The organism is Photorhabdus hindustanensis, assembly GCF_002968995.1.
Taxonomy (GTDB): domain Bacteria; phylum Pseudomonadota; class Gammaproteobacteria; order Enterobacterales; family Enterobacteriaceae; genus Photorhabdus; species Photorhabdus akhurstii.
Window position 1 is genome coordinate 63,070 of record NZ_PUWT01000005.1, and the last position, 18,097, is coordinate 81,166.

The window sequence follows — 18,097 nt, forward strand, 5'->3', positions numbered from 1 at the left end:
TTTAGATTGTGTAATTGCCTGTTTTTAATATGTTTCTTCCAACACCATAGGACAGGCAAATTATGGACAAAAAGTTTAAAGTGCTCGCAACCGAACTGGCTAAAGGCGTCAAAACCGAAGCAGATCTCAATTAGTTTTCCTATATGCTCACTAAGCTGATCGTCAAAACTGCGCTGAACGCGGAACTGACTATCTTAGATATAAGAAAATACACCAAAATCAGGCTATAATACCCGTAACAGTTACTCGTCTAAAACGTTACTCAGTGATAAGAACCAGCGCAGCGACTCAGTAGAATTGTCATCTCGGATAAAACACATCGCCGTGAATTTACTGAATAACACTAAAATATTTAAGGAGAAGATTGAAACAAAAGCATCAACGAGTACAGCCTATCTATCTGAAATTCCTGTCAAGCAAACCCTCCTGTAATCTTTTCCTAAAATACCATCATTAAAAAATAATGTATCACTAGATCTTAATAATTCACTATAAAAGTATTATCAAAATAATTAGTCTATTGGTCGTTTTTTTTATGAAAACAAAAAACTCAAGAGAGCTACTCAATGATGTAATAGAGTGGGATATATGTAATTGGAGTCATGCTTTAAAATATTGGCAGGACTATTCTAGTCTAGAACTAAAATCAGCTAATATTCTAGAACTAGGAAGCCGAAATGGTGGATTATCACTGTGGGCAGCATTAAATGGAGGTAATGTTTTATGTACGGATTTAAATGGCCCTACTTCAAAAGCACAGGAGAAACATAAGCGTTATAATATAGAAAATAGAATTCGATATGGTAAATTAAGTGCATTAGATATTAAATATAGAAACCATTTTGATATTGTTATGTTTAAATCAGTATTAGGTGGTATTGGCTACAATTCAAATAAATCGGCACAAAAAAAGGCGATTAATCAGATTTTCCATTCATTAAAAAAAGGTGGGGAATTTTGGTTTGCAGAAAATTTAATCGCATCACCATTGCATAAGTTTCTCAGAAAGAATTATGTTAATTGGGGGAATGCCTGGGGCTATGTTACTGTTAGCGAAATGACTGAGTATCTATCAGCATTTTCAAATGTTAATTATACAACTTTAGGTTTCCTTGCTACGTTTGGCAGGAATGAATCTCAAAGAAAATTTTTAGGGATGTTAGATAATAAAGTCCTAAATAAAGTGGTTCCTAAACATTGGCATTATATTATAATCGGTGTGGCAAAAAAATAATCCAGAGAATATCTAAAAATTTTAGTTTATTAGATTATATCCAGTGATGTTTTTTCGCGTTTAGGCTCACAATACAAGCTAATGTCTCAACAGGAAAAGATCTTTCAATAGATAAATAGGAATATCGATGAAGATCCCCCTGCATCCTTTCCTGATTTCTGCTAACCTGTGCCCCTTGTTTCTGGGGGGCATTATGCTAAACATCGTCTTATTTGAACCTGAAATCCCACCTAATACCGGTAATATTATTCGTCTTTGTGCTAACACCGGATTTCAATTGCATCTGATTCAACCTCTGGGGTTTACCTGGGATGATAAAAGGCTACGTCGAGCCGGGCTGGATTATCATGAGTTCGCCAATGTTAAACAACATCATGATTATTTTACCTTTTTAGAGAATGAAGGATTAACAGGAGAGTCTTCTGTTCGTTTGTTTGCTCTCACAACAAAAGGAACTCCGGCACATAGTGCTGTAAGTTATCAAGCCGGGGATTATTTAATGTTTGGGCCGGAAACCCGAGGGTTACCACCTTATGTATTGGATAATATGCCACCACAACAAAAAATTCGTATCCCAATGCTAGCAAACAGTCGCAGTATGAATCTTTCCAATTCAGTTGCCATTGTTGTTTTTGAAGCTTGGCGGCAATTAGATTATCAGGGCGCTATCATTAGAAAATAGTGTGCCAATAAATATGCCTAATATCGCTACACACTTCTGCAATGGTTCAACGTGTTATTGATCATATCACGGCAATTTTTTCCTCTTTGCGTGGGTCACAGAAATACAGTATAGGAGCTGCTCTGCACCAGACCCACGGTGAGAACCAAACAACCCTTTTCGTCATGTTCCTCAGATAGATAAAGCATGGTACGACCATGATAGTTATCAGCTCAATATTCCAATATCACATCCGACAGAAGATGGACAGAGTACAACCAGACTTTGGAGATGTAAGTGGCAGAATGACCTGATGTATCGTTAGGAAAGCAGTAAGACATCAAGGGCATAGTTTTTATCCTAGGTTTTCTGAACAAGTTTTTGCGCTAAATCATCATTTATCACAGGACGTAGGTGCTATGATTAGTATAACTTAACCCTATTGAGGAATTTTTTCTCTTTGAAAATCGATTCAGATAACTTAATCAGGGTTAATTCCCTCAAATGATCTACTATTTGATAAGACTATTTAGATCATAATAATTTAATAAAGTTAGTATTAAAACAACTCATTTTCATTGATATATATTGGTTACGCTATGAAAGCAAAAAATTCAAAAGAATTTCTCCATGATGTCATAGAATGGGACATATATAACTGGAGTTATTCCTTAAAATATTGGCAAGATCATTCTGGATTAGACTTAAAATCAGCTAATATTCTAGAGCTAGGTAGTAGAAATGGTGGGCTATCATTATGGGCGGCATTAAATGGAGCGAATGTCTTATGTACTGATTTAGATGGCCCCACGCCAAAAGCACTGGAGAAACATAAGCGTTATCATATAGAAAAGAGCATTCAATATGATAAATTAAACGCATCGGATATCAAATATAAGAACCATTTCGATATTGTTATGTTTAAGTCAGTATTAGGTGCTGTCGGTTATAATTTCAATAAAATAGCACAAAAAGAGGCTATTAATCAGATCTTTCATTCATTAAAAGAAGGAGGTGAACTTTGGTTTGCAGAAAATTTGGTTGCATCACCATTGCATAAATTCCTCAGGAAAAATTATGTTAATTGGGGAAATACCTGGGGCTATGTTACCGCCAGGGAAATGACAGATTATCTATCAGCATTTTCAAATGTTGATTATACAACATTAGGCTTCCTTGCTACGTTTGGCAGGAGTGAATTTCAAAGAAGATTTTTAGGGATGTTAGATAATAAAGTTATAAATAAAGTCGTTCCTAAACATTGGCACTATATTATAATAGGTGTAGCAAGGAAATAATTTATAAAAGCTCTAAATAAGTTAAGCATGCAAAATCATATTTCCACATTTAATATGTGAAAATATGATAATGATTACTAATATCTATATTTCGAAAAGTCAAATTCCATCACCATACTCAAAGCCATTGTTGATACCATTAAAGTGTTGGTTCATATCCAATGATGGCTTTTCGCTTTCAGGTTTACCGACGATACGGGCAGGCACCCCAGCGGCTGTTGTGTGTGGTGGAACAGAGCGCAATACAACCGAACCTGCGCCAATTTTCGCCCCACGGCCAATTTCGATATTACCCAATATTTTCGAACCTGCGCCAATCATCACCCCTTCCCTAACTTTCGGATGACGATCACCCCCTGTTTTACCAGTACCACCAAGAGTGACGGATTGCAGGATAGAAACGTCATTTTCCACTACTGCCGTTTCACCAATCACTATGCCTGTAGCATGGTCAAGCATAATGCCACAACCAATCTTTGCCGCCGGGTGAATATCAACGCCAAAAGACATCGAGATTTGGTTTTGCAGATAAATAGCCAATGCTTTACGCCCTTCTCCCCAAATCCAGTGGGCAATACGATAGGCTTGTAGAGCATGAAATCCTTTGAGGTACAGCAGAGGAGTTGAGTATTTATCTACAGCGGGATCACGTAGACGTACTGCTATGATGTCGCGGGCAGCAGAGACAATCATCTTCTGATCTGAACGATAAGCCTCTTCTACAATCTCTCTCACAGCAATAGCCGGCATAATCGGCGTAGCCAGCTTATTAGCCAGCATATAACTTAAGGCACTGCCCAGATTTTCATGCTTGAGTAATGTTGCATGAAAGAAACTGGCCAACATCGGTTCACATTCAGCCAGTGCTCTCGCTTCTGTTTTTATGTTCTTCCAAACTTCGTCCAATTCTTCTAGCGACATATTTTTTACTCTCACATTTAGAACCTATTTCATTAGATTTTTATTTAAGAACGCACATCATCGCTCTCATCCTTTCTGGCTCTTCCTAATAATGCCTGAGCAGCTTCTTTCACATTTTTATTGCAATAGAGTATCTGATAAATTTGTTCTGCAATCGGCATTTCGACATTGGCACGATCAGCCAACGCACGTACTTCTTTGGTATTGCGATAACCTTCAACAACCTGTCCAATCTGATCCTGGGCTTCTTCAACGCTAATTCCCTGCCCTAGCATCATGCCAAAGCGACGGTTACGTGATTGGTTATCAGTACAAGTTAAGACCAAATCGCCCAATCCCGCCATGCCCATAAAGGTAGAAGGATCAGCGCCAAGCGCTATACCAAGGCGACTCATTTCCGCCAATCCACGCGTAATCAAGGCAGTACGAGCATTAGCACCGAAACCCATACCATCAGATATCCCCGCGCCAATGGCAATCACGTTTTTTACGGCACCACCAAGTTGAACGCCAATAAAATCAGTATTTTTATAAACCCGAAAACTTTTGCCACAGTGGAATAATTGTTGGAGTTCGTCGCTAAAAGCAGATTCCGTCGCGGAAATAGCAATCGCAGTGGGTAAACCAGCCGCTAATTCTTTAGCAAATGTTGGGCCAGAAAGCACCGCTAGCGGTATTTCATTGCCCAATATCTCACGGGCCACATCTTGTAATAACCGACCGGTATCCGCTTCCAGACCTTTAGTTGCCCAGACGATACGTGAATCAGACCGTAGATGAGGTTTTACCTGCTTTAATACCTCACCAAACACATGGCTCGGTATCACAATAAGAATGTTACGGCTTGCTGTTAATGCTTTTATCAGGTCTGTTTCAAGCAATAAACTATCAGGAAAGGAAACATCCGGCAGAAATGCCTGATTACAACGCGCCTGTTGCAATGCCCGGATATGTTCTGGGTTGTGCCCCCAAAGTACAACATTATGGCCATTACGAGCCAGCGTAATGGCTAATGAGGTGCCGTATGAGCCGGCACCGATCACTGTCATAGAAACAGTACTATTCATTAAGCTTCCTGTTCAGTTTGTTCACCGCCCTGAGACTGTTCTGCCTGCTGTTGCAGGTAGTTCATGAACAGGGCATCAAAGTTTACTGGAGCCAGATTCAGTTGTGGGAAGGTACCACGACTAACCAAGTTAGTGATGCATTCACGAGCATATGGGAACAAGATATTCGGACAATATGCACCCAAGCAGTGAGCTAACTGCGTTCCTTCGATACCTTCAATAGAGAAAATACCCCCTTGCTGTACTTCACATAGGAATGCTGTCTCTTCTCCCAAAGTGGCCGTTACAGTTACACGCAGAACAACTTCATAAACCCCTTGAGCCAACTCACTGGAAGCAGTATCCAGATCCAGTTTTACTTCCGGCTGCCATTCCTGTTGAAACACTTGCGGTGCGTTTGGTGCTTCAAAAGAGATATCTTTGGTGTAGATGCGTTGGATCTGGAAAGCCATTTCTGTATTGCTTTGTTCTGACATAATAATTGTTACCTTTAGATGTCCTTATTAAATTTTTTATGTGAATGTCTCCATTCACGCCCAAAATGATTACTTTTTACCACGCGCCAATGGCAAGTTTTCGCCTGTCCAACCAGCCAAACCCTCTTTCAAGGAACATACGCGCTCAAAACCGGCACGAATAAGATTCTCTGCCGGAGTACGAGATTCAATACCATTCGCAGAAACAACAATTACAGGCTGCTTTTTATGTTTTTCCAACTCAGCAAAATTGTTGTCTTTAATTTCAGAGGGAGTCAGGTTTACTGCACCAATAATATGCCCTTTGCGGAAATCTTCACGGGAACGTAAATCCACGACGATGGCTTCTTCTTTGTTGATCAGATTAATAGCTTGAGCACGAGTTATCTCTTTGGTTTTAGAGAAGAAACCTCTCGATGTAGTCACAATAACGGCAACCAGCAGCGCAATCCAGATGAGGCTTAAGGTCATATGCTGGTTAATAAATTGCATGATTTCTTGCAGCATGGGGACAAAAACTCCCGTTGGTTAATAACAAATTTCTAAGGTTCCAGAGTATACCTTTGTGTTGCGTCAATTACAGCCAAATAGCATAAGCTCAATGCAAATTTTGCGGAGAGTTTCGAGAAAAAATAAAAATATCCTGAAAATGAAGCATTTTAAGTACCTTACCTGCATCTGCCCTGTCACACTCAATGCATACAGGAATTTCAGCAATAAATAGGCTAGTATGTTTATTACTATTCGATTTCGATGTTAAGACAGCATTATCTGAAAGTGTAAAAAATCAGCGTAGCATCTGGTAACTCTTTGTTCATCATGAAATAATCTAGCGCATACAGTAGCAAGGTATATTTACAGAAATGGCTGACAACAAGGAAATACATAGCCGTAATTATCGGCGCCATCAGAACTCACGGCGGAATAATATCTGTGCCTCGTTGTTCTATGCTTTCCTATTTGTTATTTTCAGCTTCAATACCTTTGCAAATCAAATTATCGCCAATAAAAATCAGCTCAAAGATCTCCAACAAGACATCGCGGAGAAAGAGAAAAGTGTACAACAACAGCAGCAAAAACGTAGTTCTTTGCTAAATCAATTAAAAGATCAGGAAAATACCATTTCCACAATTGGTCAATCCCTACACAACACTCAAACTCAACTCAGTAAGCTGAATAAAGAGATTGCTGCTCTCGTCTCCAACATCAAAAAACTGGAAAAACAACAAAACGCGCAACGAGATATGCTGGCACGCCAATTGGATGCTGCATTTCGTCAAGGGCAACATCAAGGGCTTGAACTCATGTTCAGAGGAGAAGAGGGAAAGAGAGGTGAGCGCATACTCGCTTACTATAGCTACCTTAATCAAGCCCGTCAGGACACCATTGTTAAACTTGAACAAACAACCGTTGATTTAACTGAACAAAAAAAACTTGAGCAACAGAAACAGGAAGAGCAAAAACAAGTTCTAACTGAACAACAACAGCAAAAGCAGCAAATGGAAGTAGCCCGCAATGCTCGGCAGAAAACCCTAACTGAGCTGGAATCTTCCTTAAAGCAAGACCAAAAAAATCTCGCTGAACTAAAACAAAATGAAACCCGTCTGCGAGATAAAATTGCTAAAGCAGAACGGGAAGCGAAAGCACGTGCTGAACGAGAAGCCAGAGAAGCTGCCCGTGTTCGTGCTCAGATTGCAGCGAAACAGAAGCAAGCGCAGCAAAAAGGTTCCAGCTATAAACCCACTGAAGATGAACGCGCATTGATGGCACGTACAGGTGGCCTTGGCCGTCCAGCGGGTCAGGCAATCTGGCCTGTCCACGGTAAAGTGATACATGAGTTTGGTGAAGCATTGCAAGGCGAATTGCGCTGGAAAGGCATGGTGATTTCTGCGCAAGAAGGTACTGAAGTTAAAGCAATATCCGATGGCCGGGTACTGCTGGCTGACTGGTTACAAGGCTATGGGCTGGTTGTCGTGATAGAGCACGGTAAAGGTGATATGAGTCTCTATGGCTATAATCAGAGCGCTCTGGTCAAGGTCGGCCAGCAAGTTCGAGCCGGACAACCTATTGCGTTGGTCGGTAACAGTGGCGGTCAGCAACAATCCGCACTCTATTTTGAAATCCGCCGCCAAGGAAGAGCGGTAAACCCACAACCGTGGCTTGGGAGATAAATTAGTTGAGACAACACAGGTTCACAAAAATTGGTATTACCGCCCTGCTTCTCTTGAGCCTACAAGCCAGTGCAGCCCGTCTGGCAATTGTTATTGATGATTTTGGTTACCGTCCTCATAACGAAAACAAAATATTGCAAATGCCTGTTGCGGTTTCTATCGCCATTCTGCCGGATTCACCGCATGGCAGGGAAATGGCCGAAAAAGCATACAAACAAGGGCGGGAGATCTTAATCCACCTGCCAATGGCGCCTTTAAGTAAACAACTGCTAGAACTGGATACTCTTCAGCCAACCATGAGCAGTGAAGAAATTGACCGCATCATCCAGCGTGCAATACAAAAAGTCCCTTATGCTGTAGGAATCAATAACCATATGGGTAGCGCTATGACTTCGAGCTTGCCGGGAATGCAGAAAGTGATGCGCTCACTGTCTCGTTATAACCTCTATTTTCTCGACAGTGTGACGATTGGCAATACTCAGGCAACAAAGGCAGCGCAAGGCACGCCTGTTCGCGTTATCCGCCGTAATGTTTTCCTAGATAATGTGCAATCAGAAGCGGAAACTCGCCATCAGCTAAATCGTGCTATTTCCATTGCCCGTAAAAATGGTTCCGCTATTGCTATCGGCCATCCCCATCCAACAACCATTCGCGCACTGCAACAAATGCTGCCAACGCTTCCAGCTGATATTGAGTTAGTCAGCCCAAGTAGGTTGTTAAGTGGCAAACCTGTTGGTGATAACCAGCATAAATGGGGCAAGCTGTGTGAAATAAAAGAGGCACCCATTACAGTTACCAGCCAAGATTATCTGGCAGTTATTGGCGATACTCTGGTTGATAATCCTATTGTGAACACGGTAAGCCGATATATCCAGAAACTGGCCGGAGATAAGTCTCAGGATAAAACAGAATAGAAATTCATTTTAAGAAATAGCCAATTATACCCTAAAGATTTCAAGATGCATCGCGACGGCAAGGGAGTGAATCCCCGGGAGCATAGATAACTATGTGACCGAGCGCAGCCAACAAAGAGACAACCTGAAAAATAACGGGTATATCTTGCTATTTCTATTTATTCGATGATAGCTTGCAATATCGCTAATACTTCAAATAGGCGCTCAAGAACTAAAAGCGCCTATTAATTTTAGTGATAACTGATTCGATCGGTTAATCCCAGTTCAGAATAACTTTACCAGACTGCCCTGAACGCATGATGTCAAAGCCTTTCTGGAAATCATCAATAGAGAACCGGTGGGTGATGATGGGTGTCAGATCCAAACCAGACTGAATCAATGTAGCCATTTTGTACCAAGTCTCAAACATTTCACGGCCATAAATACCTTTGATAAACAAGCCCTTGAAAATTACCTGATTCCAATCAATTGCCATATCTGATGGCGGAATGCCCAACAGTGCAACACGGCCGCCGTGATTCATGGTATTTAATAAGGTACGAAACGCCGCCGGAGCGCCGGACATTTCCAAACCAACATCAAAACCTTCCGTCATGCCCAATTCCGCCATGACATCGGTCAGATTTTCCTGACTGACGTTCACCGCACGGGTGACACCCATTTTACGTGCCAGCTCAAGGCGATACTCGTTAACGTCTGTGATAACAACATGACGCGCGCCAACATGTTTACACACTGCCGCAGCCATAATACCAATTGGGCCTGCACCAGAAACCAGCACATCTTCGCCAACCAGATCAAACGAAAGCGCGGTATGAACAGCATTGCCAAATGGGTCAAAAATAGAAGCCAGCTCATCAGAGATGTTATCTGGAATTTTGAACGCATTAAATGCAGGAATAACCAAGTATTGAGCAAAACAACCAGGGCGGTTTACCCCTACGCCAATGGTATTACGGCATAAGTGAGTACGGCCACCACGACAGTTACGACAATAACCACAAGTGATATGTCCTTCGCCAGACACCCGGTCACCAATCTTAAAACCCTTTACTTCCTGACCAATAGCGACAACTTCACCAACATATTCATGACCAACAACCATAGGTACAGGAATTGTTTTTTGCGACCAGTCATCCCAGTTATAGATGTGCACATCCGTACCACAAATCGCCGTTTTACGGATTTTGATCATCACATCATTGTGCCCCAACTCTGGCTCGGGCACATCGGTCATCCAGATGCCTTCTTCTGCTTTTAACTTTGACAATGCTTTCATAGAGATGCCTTATGCAATTACGCTCAATTGCTTACCAATTCGCGTGAACGCCGCAACTGCACGTTCAATTTGCTCTTCCGTATGCGCGGCTGACATTTGCGTGCGGATACGGGCCTGATTTTTAGGGACTACCGGATAGAAGAAGCCGGTAACATAAATGCCTTCTTTCAATAATTCTGCGGCAAACTCCTGTGCCAATTTTGCATCGCCTAACATGACAGGAATAATAGCGTGGTCAGCCCCTGCTAATGTGAAACCTGCTGCGGTCATTTTTTCACGGAACAGATTAGCGTTCTTCCACAGGCGATCACGCAATGCATCCCCCTCTTTCAGCATATCCAGTACCTTAATGGATGCCGCTACAATCGCCGGAGCCAGTGAGTTAGAGAACAGATATGGGCGTGAACGTTGGCGCAGCCACTCAACAACTTCTTTACGTGCCGCGGTATAGCCACCGGAAGCACCACCTAATGCTTTACCTAAAGTGCCGGTAATGATGTCAATACGATCCATAACGTCACAATATTCATGAGTACCACGGCCATGAGCACCAACAAAACCCACAGCATGGGAGTCATCCACCATGACCAGGGCATCAAATTCATCAGCCAGATCACAGATAGATTTTAAATCAGCAATCACACCATCCATTGAGAACACACCATCGGTTGCAATCACAATATGACGTGCATTATCTGCTTTGGCTTGTTCTAACTGTGCTCTCAGTTCCTGCATATCATTATTAGCATAGCGATAACGCTTCGCTTTACATAAACGGACACCATCAATAATAGAAGCGTGGTTCAACGCATCAGAGATAATGGCATCTTCCGGCCCAAACAACGTTTCAAATAAACCACCATTAGCATCAAAACAAGAAGAATAAAGAATGGCATCTTCCATACCCAAAAATTCTGCCAGCTTTTTCTCCAGCTCTTTATGAGTATCCTGAGTTCCACAAATAAAACGAACAGAGGCCATACCAAAACCGTGGCTATCCATTCCCGCTTTAGCCGCGGCAATCAGCTCAGGGTGATTAGCTAAACCTAAATAGTTATTTGCGCAGAAGTTAATAACGTGGCTGCCATCGGCTACAGCAATGTCAGCATTTTGTGCAGAAGTGATGATACGTTCATTTTTAAACAACCCTTCCGAATGGGCTTGTTCTAATTGTTCATTAATTTGCTGATAAAATGATGCTGACATTTATTTTCTCCTGATTTATAAATAAAGGGTCGTTAGACATTTTACTCATTGATCAGGCTACTGACGACACTATCAGGCAGATAATATTAACTTTGCTGTATCCGTCACGTCATGCGACCTGAATTACCATGATATTTCAGTATATTCCCCTGCTTAAGCTGCTGTCGTCATGGATGTTAGATGTTATTATAGACGCAATTTGCTTCATTAACCCGATTGTAGAGGTGAGTCGGATGATTATTGTCACTGGCGGTGCTGGATTTATTGGCAGCAATATTGTCAAAGCACTAAATGACGAAGGATATAAAGATATTCTGGTCGTAGATAATCTAAAAGATGGTACTAAGTTCACCAATCTGGTTGACTTGGATATTGCTGATTACATGGACAAGGAAGAGTTTATTGCCAGTATTCTGGCCGGTGATGATTTCGGTGATATTGACGCTATTTTCCATGAAGGCGCTTGCTCATCCACAACCGAGTGGGATGGCAAATATATGATGGATAATAACTATCAATATTCAAAAGAATTGCTGCACTATTGCCTTGAACGCGGCACCCCTTTCCTGTATGCCTCCTCAGCAGCAACCTATGGCGGCCGCACTGATAATTTTATCGAAGAGCGTCAATATGAGAAACCACTCAACGTTTATGGTTACTCTAAATTTCTATTCGACCAATACGTTCGGGAGATCCTGCCTCAAGCTGATTCACAAATTTGTGGTTTCCGTTATTTCAATGTATACGGACCACGGGAAGGGCACAAAAGTAGTATGGCGAGTGTTGCCTTTCATCTGAACAATCAAATCAATCAGGGACAAAATCCAAAACTATTCGCCGGCAGTGAAAGCTTTCAACGTGATTTTATTTATGTCGGTGATGCCGCGGCGGTTAATCTTTGGTTCTGGAAAAATGGCGTTTCCGGGATTTATAACTGTGGAACGGGTCGTGCTGAGTCTTTTCAGGCGGTTGCAGATGCGGTTGTTGAATTCCACCAAGATAAATCACTGCCTGTTGAGCGTATTGATTTCCCTGAACATTTGAAAGGCCGTTATCAGCGTTTCACGCAAGCAGATCTGACTAAACTTCGGGCGGCGGGTTATGATAAGCCATTCAAAACCGTTGCCGAAGGAGTAACGGAATATATGCATTGGCTTAATCAGGATAAGTAATCTACTCGCTATGAAAATATTGGTGATCGGCCCTTCGTGGGTGGGTGACATGATGATGTCGCAGAGCCTTTACCGGACATTAAAGGCTTTGCATCCTAATGCAGAAATTGATGTGATGGCCCCAGCCTGGTGCCGCCCACTGCTGGACAAAATGCCGGAGGTCAATCAAGCATTGGCTATGCCGTTAGGTCATGGCGCATTAGCACTAGGCGAACGCCGTCGTTTGGGGGTCGCCCTGCGTGAACGTAAATATAATCGTGCTTATGTGCTACCAAATTCTTTCAAATCTGCCTTGGTACCCTTCTTCGCCAATATTCCTCTGCGTACCGGCTGGCGTGGTGAAATGAGATATGGATTGCTCAATGATATTCGTACATTGAATAAAGAAGCCTTCCCATTAATGGTTCAACGCTATGCCGCATTAGCTTACGATGCAAAACCCAGTAGCGCGGCAGACCTGCCTCAACCATTACTTTCACCTCAACTAGATGTCAGTGACGAGGATATTGCTGAATCCACCGCAGCATTCAATATTTCTGATTATCGGCCTATCATCGGTTTTTGCCCCGGCGCAGAATTTGGCCCGGCAAAACGCTGGCCGCATTATCACTATGCCACGTTAGCTCAACAGCTTATTACTCAAAAGGGCTATCAAATTCTGCTATTTGGCTCAGCCAAAGATCACGAAGGTGGAGAGGATATCCGTAAATCACTGACAGGAGAAGCTTGTGAACACTGTATCAATCTTGCCGGACAAACCTCTCTTGAACAGGCAGTCAATATCATCGCGGCCTGTGACGCCATTGTGACCAACGACTCTGGCTTGATGCATGTTGCCGCAGCGCTTAATCGCCCTCTGGTTGCACTTTACGGTCCAAGTAGCCCAGATTTTACCCCACCATTATCCGATAAAGCGGAAATTATCCGTCTCATTACTGGCTATCATAAAGTCAGAAAAGGCGACAGCGCACATGGCTATCATCAGAGTCTGATTGACATTCAGCCAGAACAAGTTATCACTTCCCTGGAAAAATTATTACAAGCGGAGAACCAGAGTTAATGCGGGTTTTACTGGTTAAAACTTCTTCTATGGGCGACGTCCTCCACTCGCTCCCTGCACTGACTGATGCAGAAAAAAACTTACCTGACGTCCGTTTTGATTGGGTAGTAGAGGAAGGTTTTGCCCAAATCCCTGGCTGGCACAGCACTGTTGATCACATTATTCCTGTTGCTATTCGCCGCTGGCGTAAAAACTGGTTTAGTCCAGAAATTCGTACAGAACGTCGTTTATTCAGAGAAAAATTAAAATTACATCAATATGATGCCATCATCGATGCTCAAGGGTTATTGAAAAGCGCATTTTTAGTCACTCGATTAGCTTATGGCCCTAAACATGGTTACGACCGCAAAAGTATCCGTGAGCCATTAGCAAGTTTCTTTTATGATTATTGTCATGCAGTCAGCAAGCAACAGCACGCCGTAGAACGTATCCGGGAACTGTTTGCTGTCAGCCTGGGTTATACCAAACCGGCAGCACAGGGCGATTATGGGATTGCCCGTCATTTTCTGAATCAGCCCCCAGAAAACCAGAACAATTATCTGGTTTTTCTCCATGCCACCACTCGCGATGAAAAACATTGGCCGGAAAGTCATTGGCGACAACTTATTACCGAAATTCAGCCGACAGGTGTACAAATTAAGCTCCCTTGGGGCGCAGAACATGAATACCAACGTGCGCTGAGACTGGCAGAAAACTTTCCTCACGTGGAAGTACTACCAAAGCTGACTTTAGCACAAGTAGCCCAAGAGTTAGCTGGTGCAAAAGCGGTTGTTTCTGTTGATACTGGCCTGAGCCACCTCACTGCTGCATTGGATCGCCCTAATATCACGTTGTTTGGTCCGACAGATCCAGGACTAATTGGTGGCTATGGCAAAGAACAAATATCTTTAAAAGCGGGGGATGGGAATATCAAAAGTATTACCCCATCGAAGGTATTAGCTCATCTTCAAAAAAATATTGGCTGATTAATTATTAAATATGAGGCGTTTCTGGTAGACGCCTGATTTTTTAGTTGTTAACTGAAAACAGATAATTCGCTATAAACCCTATCCCATATTATCTATTTTTCTATTCAAACGCTAAAATAAGCGCTTTATAATAATAGCACATGTATTATTTAATTATTATTATACAAAATTTCCTTCAACTTAATCTTATTAACAAAATGAACACTAATTTAAACAAAATAATATATTCAACACTTAACCTAATTTAGGCAGTATTATCTGCCCAAATTTAAGTGAATCTCTATTAATATCTATATTAATTCTATTTTATTAATCATGATGACTTCTTAAATTGATAATATTCAGCCAATGTCATTCCTTGAACCTGTGGTTGTAAGTAGTTAAATAGTGCTTCTAGATCCCGATAAAGTAATTCAATCTGTTGTTCATTTTTAAATGTCGGACTGCCACCAGGCATAAATTCAGATGAATGCAGCATAAATTCAACATAATCACAGCCTTCTGCTAATGTCTGCTGAACCACTTTTTTCATTTGTTCCAAATTTCCCCCCTTTGGCCTTAGCCAGTTAACAGATGGAGAACGCTGTTTCCCACGTAAGCTGTCATATTTCTGTTTAAGGAAATTCATCAACGGAGAGTGTTTATATTGAATACTCATAGGGACTTCCAGCAAAGAAGAATCACCTTCTTTAGCAATATCCTGCAAATCCATAAAATAGGCATAAGATGGAAAGTAACGATAATCAGTTCCACCATTACCATTAGGGTCGCCTTTGGTGAAACGCCAATTAACCCGTGGTGTTACTGAACAATCGACTTGATAACCATATTCCACCAGCAATTCAGCATAATATTCATTAAATGCCCAACGACCTGCCCGATGACTTAACATTTTGACCTGTAGTTTGTCTTCCAATAACTTAGTCATGAGATCAACTTTGGCTCTAACTTGTTCTTTTGGAAATTCAATCAGATAAGGTTTATAACGCATGTCATCGTCTGTAAGAGGAACAAGTGGCGGGTTATTCCAGGCATGTAAATGCATACCAATTTCCCCCTGCCCTCTGGCAATAATATCTTTGGCAAATTCAATGTATAAATCATTCATTGCCATTTCATAGTTCGTCAACCAAACCGGCTTAAAACCAAAACGTTCACATAAACGCTGAAATCTTGGTAAGTAATGGGTATTTTTTGTCGAAATCTGACCGTGATTTTGCCACAGGTCATCACCCTCAGTGTCTATAGTGATAATAAATGCAGGTCGAGTCATCAGAATATGCCCACAATAGAATAATATGATGGCTTTATAGTACGCAGATCTATAAAATAGTGCAATTATCTTATCATACGTATAGTAGCTCTATATCTTAATTAAATTTCATGCTTCGCATTGTTAAATCAACAATATAGATGTTATTTCAGCTCATAATACACTTACTATTAAGCAACATATGGAAATATCAGAGAATATTATTAATTTCGGTTTCGGTGACTGTAAAGTAACAAATTTTGCTTTCCCAGGCGATAAATTTGATCCCTCTGTGGAACATTTTGATGTCTTCTTTGGCGTAACCAATGATTATTTAAGGCATGCAATAACGACTACTGCCTCAATAATTGAGAATAACAGAAACATTAGTTTTGTATATCACTTTATTTCTTCTGATGATTTATTAAATTACCAATACTCCATTGAAGAATGGGTTAAAGATAAAAAAATAAAAATAATCATTCATGAATTAAAGGATACTATACTTAACAATAAGGAATTCGATAGTAAATACTCAATCGCTGCCTTTTTCAGAATATTATGTCCTTACTTTTCTAATAATGACTACTCTCTATACGTTGACAGTGATGTCATATGTATAAATAATATAGAAGACCTATTCATAAAATCAAGCAACAGTACATTAAAAGCTGTCAGAGATTGCTATTCTTCGGCAAAATCAAGAATTGAATTTTTAGGTCTAAAAGATAAGAATTATTTCAATTCAGGAGTTCTTGTTTTTAATAATAAACCCTGGATAGAAAAGCAATTAACTAAAAAAATCATTAATTTTGTTTTAAATGATACTAGAGAATTTGATTTCCCCGATCAAGATGCTATAAATGGTTGCTTGTCCAACGAGATAGAATGTTTAGATGACAAATACAATTGTTTAGTAAACTCGCAAGAAGTAAATTCAAACATATTAAATACAGATAAAATTGTATTTTTACATTTTGCTGGTGATGAGAAGCCCTGGTTCCCATGGTATTCAGAATTACCGTGTTCAAAACTCTACATAAAAGCCACAGCCTATTCTCCCTGGAAAAATTCACCTTATATTTTAGAAACAAAAAATATAACACAATTAAGAGCAGCTTATAAATTTTACGCCAAAAATAAAATGATTATCCATTTTCTAAAATATTATGCAAAGTACCGATACTATAAAATAAAATTATAGATATCTTGTCTCTATAAAAGCGCTGATAAAATCATCAGTGCTTTTATTACTATATCTTTATTAAATAATCCCAATAAATGGAAATCCAATATGTACGCAATATTATAATATCTAATGGATTGAGAGTATCTTATCCGTTATCGCCATGTAGATATCAGACAATGGGATATCACCTATTTTTCCATTTTTACTAATGAGTTGGGTTGCATTTTTATTTCCAGGCCCCCAAACATCATTATTTACAAATTTACCATGAAGATCATTACCATATAATGCGATTGTATTTTTTTCATAAGCGGCTGCCACATGGACTATTGATGTGTCCGGAGAGATTACTAAATCAGCATTCTTTATTATTTCCACAGCACTCAAAAAATCACCAAAGGGGTTACAGATACACCCATTCAAATAAGAAAGCGATTTTAACTTATCAAATTTACCAATAAGAATAATATTAACTTTACTATCTAGACCTTTGAAATAATCAACAATACCAATTAATTGCTCTCTAGATATATCTCTTTTCCTTTCCGCGGCAAACGGATTAATGACTACGGTAATACCATCTAATAACCCTAATAAAAAGTCATTTACTTTTTCAATTGTATCCGCTGGAATATGAATATCATATCTCATATTATATTGATTAATATCCATAGCGTGCAAAAGAAGTTTATATCTTTCTGTAATATGAGAGTTATATTCCAAATATTTAACGCTCTTACTATAGATGTTAACATGTTCTTTATTAAACCCAATAACATATTTAGCATTAATTATTCTTATGAATAAAAGATAGGTAATGGGTATATGATCACCCATATCAATGATCAGATCAAAATTTTCTTTTCTTAATGAGAATGCTAATTTTATAATATCAAAAGTTTTTTGGGGATAAAAATATACTCTGTCAATATATGGATTACTCTCAATCACACAGTAGTTTGATTTCCCAGATAATACATGGGGCTTTATTCCTTTTTTGTCCAACTCTCTAAAAACAGGCGTGGATACAATCATATCACCAATCTTATCATCATCTCGCAAAAATAAAACTTTCTTGATGTCTGATGATATAAAATTATCTCTCCTGATTTTATCGACAAATAATTTTAAAAAATTAAATTTTAGAGATTTCAAAAAGTAATTTCTTTTTCTATTCAGTTCTCTTAATTTCTGGAACTTTTTTTTTATTCATTCTCTTATCTCAACAA

Annotated in this window: 17 protein-coding genes and 1 pseudogene; 10 read left to right on the forward strand and 8 right to left on the reverse strand. The window is 40.1% G+C overall.

Going from position 1 to position 18,097, the window contains the following annotated elements; genetic code table 11:
* Positions 1–59: 59 nt before the first annotated feature.
* The 4 genes and pseudogenes from C6H66_RS26585 to C6H66_RS02535 form a co-directional block, all read left to right on the forward strand.
* Positions 60–279: pseudogene (locus C6H66_RS26585) on the forward strand (IS256 family transposase); the annotation flags it as partial.
* A 256-nt stretch (positions 280–535) separates the two neighbouring features.
* On the forward strand, positions 536–1,234 hold the full coding sequence (locus C6H66_RS02525) for a class I SAM-dependent methyltransferase (RefSeq protein ID WP_105394725.1): 699 nt from the start codon (positions 536–538) through the stop codon (positions 1,232–1,234).
* Between the two features lie 193 nt (positions 1,235–1,427).
* Positions 1,428–1,916, forward strand: a complete 489-nt coding sequence (gene trmL, locus C6H66_RS02530) for a tRNA (uridine(34)/cytosine(34)/5-carboxymethylaminomethyluridine(34)-2'-O)-methyltransferase TrmL (protein WP_105394759.1) — start codon at positions 1,428–1,430, stop codon at positions 1,914–1,916.
* Positions 1,917–2,494: 578 nt separating this feature from the next.
* Positions 2,495–3,193: a class I SAM-dependent methyltransferase gene (locus C6H66_RS02535; RefSeq protein WP_105394726.1), complete on the forward strand. Its 699-nt coding sequence runs from the start codon at positions 2,495–2,497 to the stop codon at positions 3,191–3,193.
* 99 nt (positions 3,194–3,292) lie between these two features.
* Here C6H66_RS02535 and cysE read toward each other — a convergent pair whose 3' ends face one another.
* From cysE to C6H66_RS02555, 4 genes are all read right to left on the reverse strand, one after another.
* Positions 3,293–4,114, reverse strand: a complete 822-nt coding sequence (cysE, locus tag C6H66_RS02540; protein WP_036811250.1) for a serine O-acetyltransferase — start codon at positions 4,112–4,114, stop codon at positions 3,293–3,295.
* Positions 4,115–4,158: 44 nt separating this feature from the next.
* Positions 4,159–5,181 carry an NAD(P)H-dependent glycerol-3-phosphate dehydrogenase gene (gpsA, locus tag C6H66_RS02545; protein ID WP_105394727.1) on the reverse strand — a complete coding sequence of 341 codons (1,023 nt, stop codon included), beginning with the start codon at positions 5,179–5,181 and terminating at the stop codon, positions 4,159–4,161.
* On the reverse strand, positions 5,181–5,657 hold the full coding sequence (gene secB, locus C6H66_RS02550) for a protein-export chaperone SecB (protein WP_036811245.1): 477 nt from the start codon (positions 5,655–5,657) through the stop codon (positions 5,181–5,183). Before secB ends, gpsA begins: the two co-directional genes overlap by 1 nt.
* A 69-nt stretch (positions 5,658–5,726) precedes the next feature.
* Positions 5,727–6,164 carry a rhodanese-like domain-containing protein gene (locus C6H66_RS02555; protein WP_040149769.1) on the reverse strand — a complete coding sequence of 146 codons (438 nt, stop codon included), beginning with the start codon at positions 6,162–6,164 and terminating at the stop codon, positions 5,727–5,729.
* Positions 6,165–6,520: 356 nt separating this feature from the next.
* Between C6H66_RS02555 and envC the strand changes: the two genes are divergently transcribed.
* Both envC and C6H66_RS02565 read left to right on the forward strand, forming a co-directional pair.
* Positions 6,521–7,828 (forward strand): murein hydrolase activator EnvC, encoded by a 1,308-nt coding sequence (gene envC / locus C6H66_RS02560; RefSeq protein WP_040149771.1) that lies wholly within the window; start codon positions 6,521–6,523, stop codon positions 7,826–7,828.
* 5 nt (positions 7,829–7,833) lie between these two features.
* Entirely contained in the window at positions 7,834–8,742 is a 909-nt protein-coding gene (locus C6H66_RS02565; protein WP_046395476.1) for a divergent polysaccharide deacetylase family protein, read from the forward strand.
* A gap of 253 nt (positions 8,743–8,995) precedes the next feature.
* Here the strand turns inward: C6H66_RS02565 and tdh are convergent, their stop codons facing one another.
* Both tdh and kbl read right to left on the reverse strand, forming a co-directional pair.
* Positions 8,996–10,021 (reverse strand): L-threonine 3-dehydrogenase, encoded by a 1,026-nt coding sequence (tdh, locus tag C6H66_RS02570; protein WP_036811235.1) that lies wholly within the window; start codon positions 10,019–10,021, stop codon positions 8,996–8,998.
* 9 nt (positions 10,022–10,030) lie between these two features.
* Positions 10,031–11,227, reverse strand: coding sequence for a glycine C-acetyltransferase (gene kbl / locus C6H66_RS02575; protein WP_046394911.1), 1,197 nt, complete (start codon positions 11,225–11,227; stop codon positions 10,031–10,033).
* A 233-nt stretch (positions 11,228–11,460) separates the two neighbouring features.
* Between kbl and rfaD the strand changes: the two genes are divergently transcribed.
* The 3 genes from rfaD to rfaC are packed head-to-tail and all read left to right on the forward strand — an operon-like array spanning position 11,461 to position 14,424.
* On the forward strand, positions 11,461–12,399 hold the full coding sequence (gene rfaD, locus C6H66_RS02580) for an ADP-glyceromanno-heptose 6-epimerase (protein ID WP_105394728.1): 939 nt from the start codon (positions 11,461–11,463) through the stop codon (positions 12,397–12,399).
* Positions 12,400–12,409: 10 nt separating this feature from the next.
* The gene (rfaF, locus tag C6H66_RS02585; RefSeq protein WP_105394729.1) at positions 12,410–13,459 is read left to right on the forward strand and encodes an ADP-heptose--LPS heptosyltransferase RfaF; all 1,050 of its coding nucleotides are present in this window, start codon (positions 12,410–12,412) and stop codon (positions 13,457–13,459) included.
* Positions 13,459–14,424 carry a lipopolysaccharide heptosyltransferase RfaC gene (rfaC, locus tag C6H66_RS02590; RefSeq protein WP_105394730.1) on the forward strand — a complete coding sequence of 322 codons (966 nt, stop codon included), beginning with the start codon at positions 13,459–13,461 and terminating at the stop codon, positions 14,422–14,424. The genes rfaF and rfaC overlap by 1 nt, the downstream gene beginning before the upstream one ends.
* Positions 14,425–14,740: 316 nt before the next feature.
* On the opposite strand, the gene C6H66_RS02595 is transcribed toward rfaC, so the two are convergent.
* Complete coding sequence (locus C6H66_RS02595; protein WP_046394907.1) at positions 14,741–15,700, reverse strand: polysaccharide deacetylase family protein; 960 nt, start codon at positions 15,698–15,700, stop codon at positions 14,741–14,743.
* 181 nt (positions 15,701–15,881) lie between these two features.
* Here C6H66_RS02595 and C6H66_RS02600 point away from each other — a divergent pair, with 181 nt between their 5' ends.
* Positions 15,882–16,883, forward strand: coding sequence for a glycosyltransferase family 8 protein (locus C6H66_RS02600; RefSeq protein WP_105394731.1), 1,002 nt, complete (start codon positions 15,882–15,884; stop codon positions 16,881–16,883).
* A 111-nt stretch (positions 16,884–16,994) separates the two neighbouring features.
* On the opposite strand, the gene C6H66_RS02605 is transcribed toward C6H66_RS02600, so the two are convergent.
* Complete coding sequence (locus C6H66_RS02605; RefSeq protein ID WP_248000595.1) at positions 16,995–18,023, reverse strand: glycosyltransferase family 9 protein; 1,029 nt, start codon at positions 18,021–18,023, stop codon at positions 16,995–16,997.
* Positions 18,024–18,097 lie beyond the last annotated feature (74 nt).

What these genes read in the sequence shown, in the direction of transcription:
- C6H66_RS02525 (WP_105394725.1), top strand. Translation starts at nt 536, where the DNA reads ATGAAAACAAAAAACTCAAGAGAGCTACTCAATGATGTAATAGAGTGG.
- trmL (WP_105394759.1), top strand. Translation starts at nt 1,428, where the DNA reads ATGCTAAACATCGTCTTATTTGAACCTGAAATCCCACCTAATACCGGT.
- C6H66_RS02535 (WP_105394726.1), top strand. Translation starts at nt 2,495, where the DNA reads ATGAAAGCAAAAAATTCAAAAGAATTTCTCCATGATGTCATAGAATGG.
- cysE (WP_036811250.1), bottom strand. Translation starts at nt 4,114, where the DNA reads ATGTCGCTAGAAGAATTGGACGAAGTTTGGAAGAACATAAAAACAGAA.
- gpsA (WP_105394727.1), bottom strand. Translation starts at nt 5,181, where the DNA reads ATGAATAGTACTGTTTCTATGACAGTGATCGGTGCCGGCTCATACGGC.
- secB (WP_036811245.1), bottom strand. Translation starts at nt 5,657, where the DNA reads ATGTCAGAACAAAGCAATACAGAAATGGCTTTCCAGATCCAACGCATC.
- C6H66_RS02555 (WP_040149769.1), bottom strand. Translation starts at nt 6,164, where the DNA reads ATGCTGCAAGAAATCATGCAATTTATTAACCAGCATATGACCTTAAGC.
- envC (WP_040149771.1), top strand. Translation starts at nt 6,521, where the DNA reads ATGGCTGACAACAAGGAAATACATAGCCGTAATTATCGGCGCCATCAG.
- tdh (WP_036811235.1), bottom strand. Translation starts at nt 10,021, where the DNA reads ATGAAAGCATTGTCAAAGTTAAAAGCAGAAGAAGGCATCTGGATGACC.
- kbl (WP_046394911.1), bottom strand. Translation starts at nt 11,227, where the DNA reads ATGTCAGCATCATTTTATCAGCAAATTAATGAACAATTAGAACAAGCC.
- rfaD (WP_105394728.1), top strand. Translation starts at nt 11,461, where the DNA reads ATGATTATTGTCACTGGCGGTGCTGGATTTATTGGCAGCAATATTGTC.
- rfaF (WP_105394729.1), top strand. Translation starts at nt 12,410, where the DNA reads ATGAAAATATTGGTGATCGGCCCTTCGTGGGTGGGTGACATGATGATG.
- rfaC (WP_105394730.1), top strand. Translation starts at nt 13,459, where the DNA reads ATGCGGGTTTTACTGGTTAAAACTTCTTCTATGGGCGACGTCCTCCAC.
- C6H66_RS02595 (WP_046394907.1), bottom strand. Translation starts at nt 15,700, where the DNA reads ATGACTCGACCTGCATTTATTATCACTATAGACACTGAGGGTGATGAC.
- C6H66_RS02600 (WP_105394731.1), top strand. Translation starts at nt 15,882, where the DNA reads ATGGAAATATCAGAGAATATTATTAATTTCGGTTTCGGTGACTGTAAA.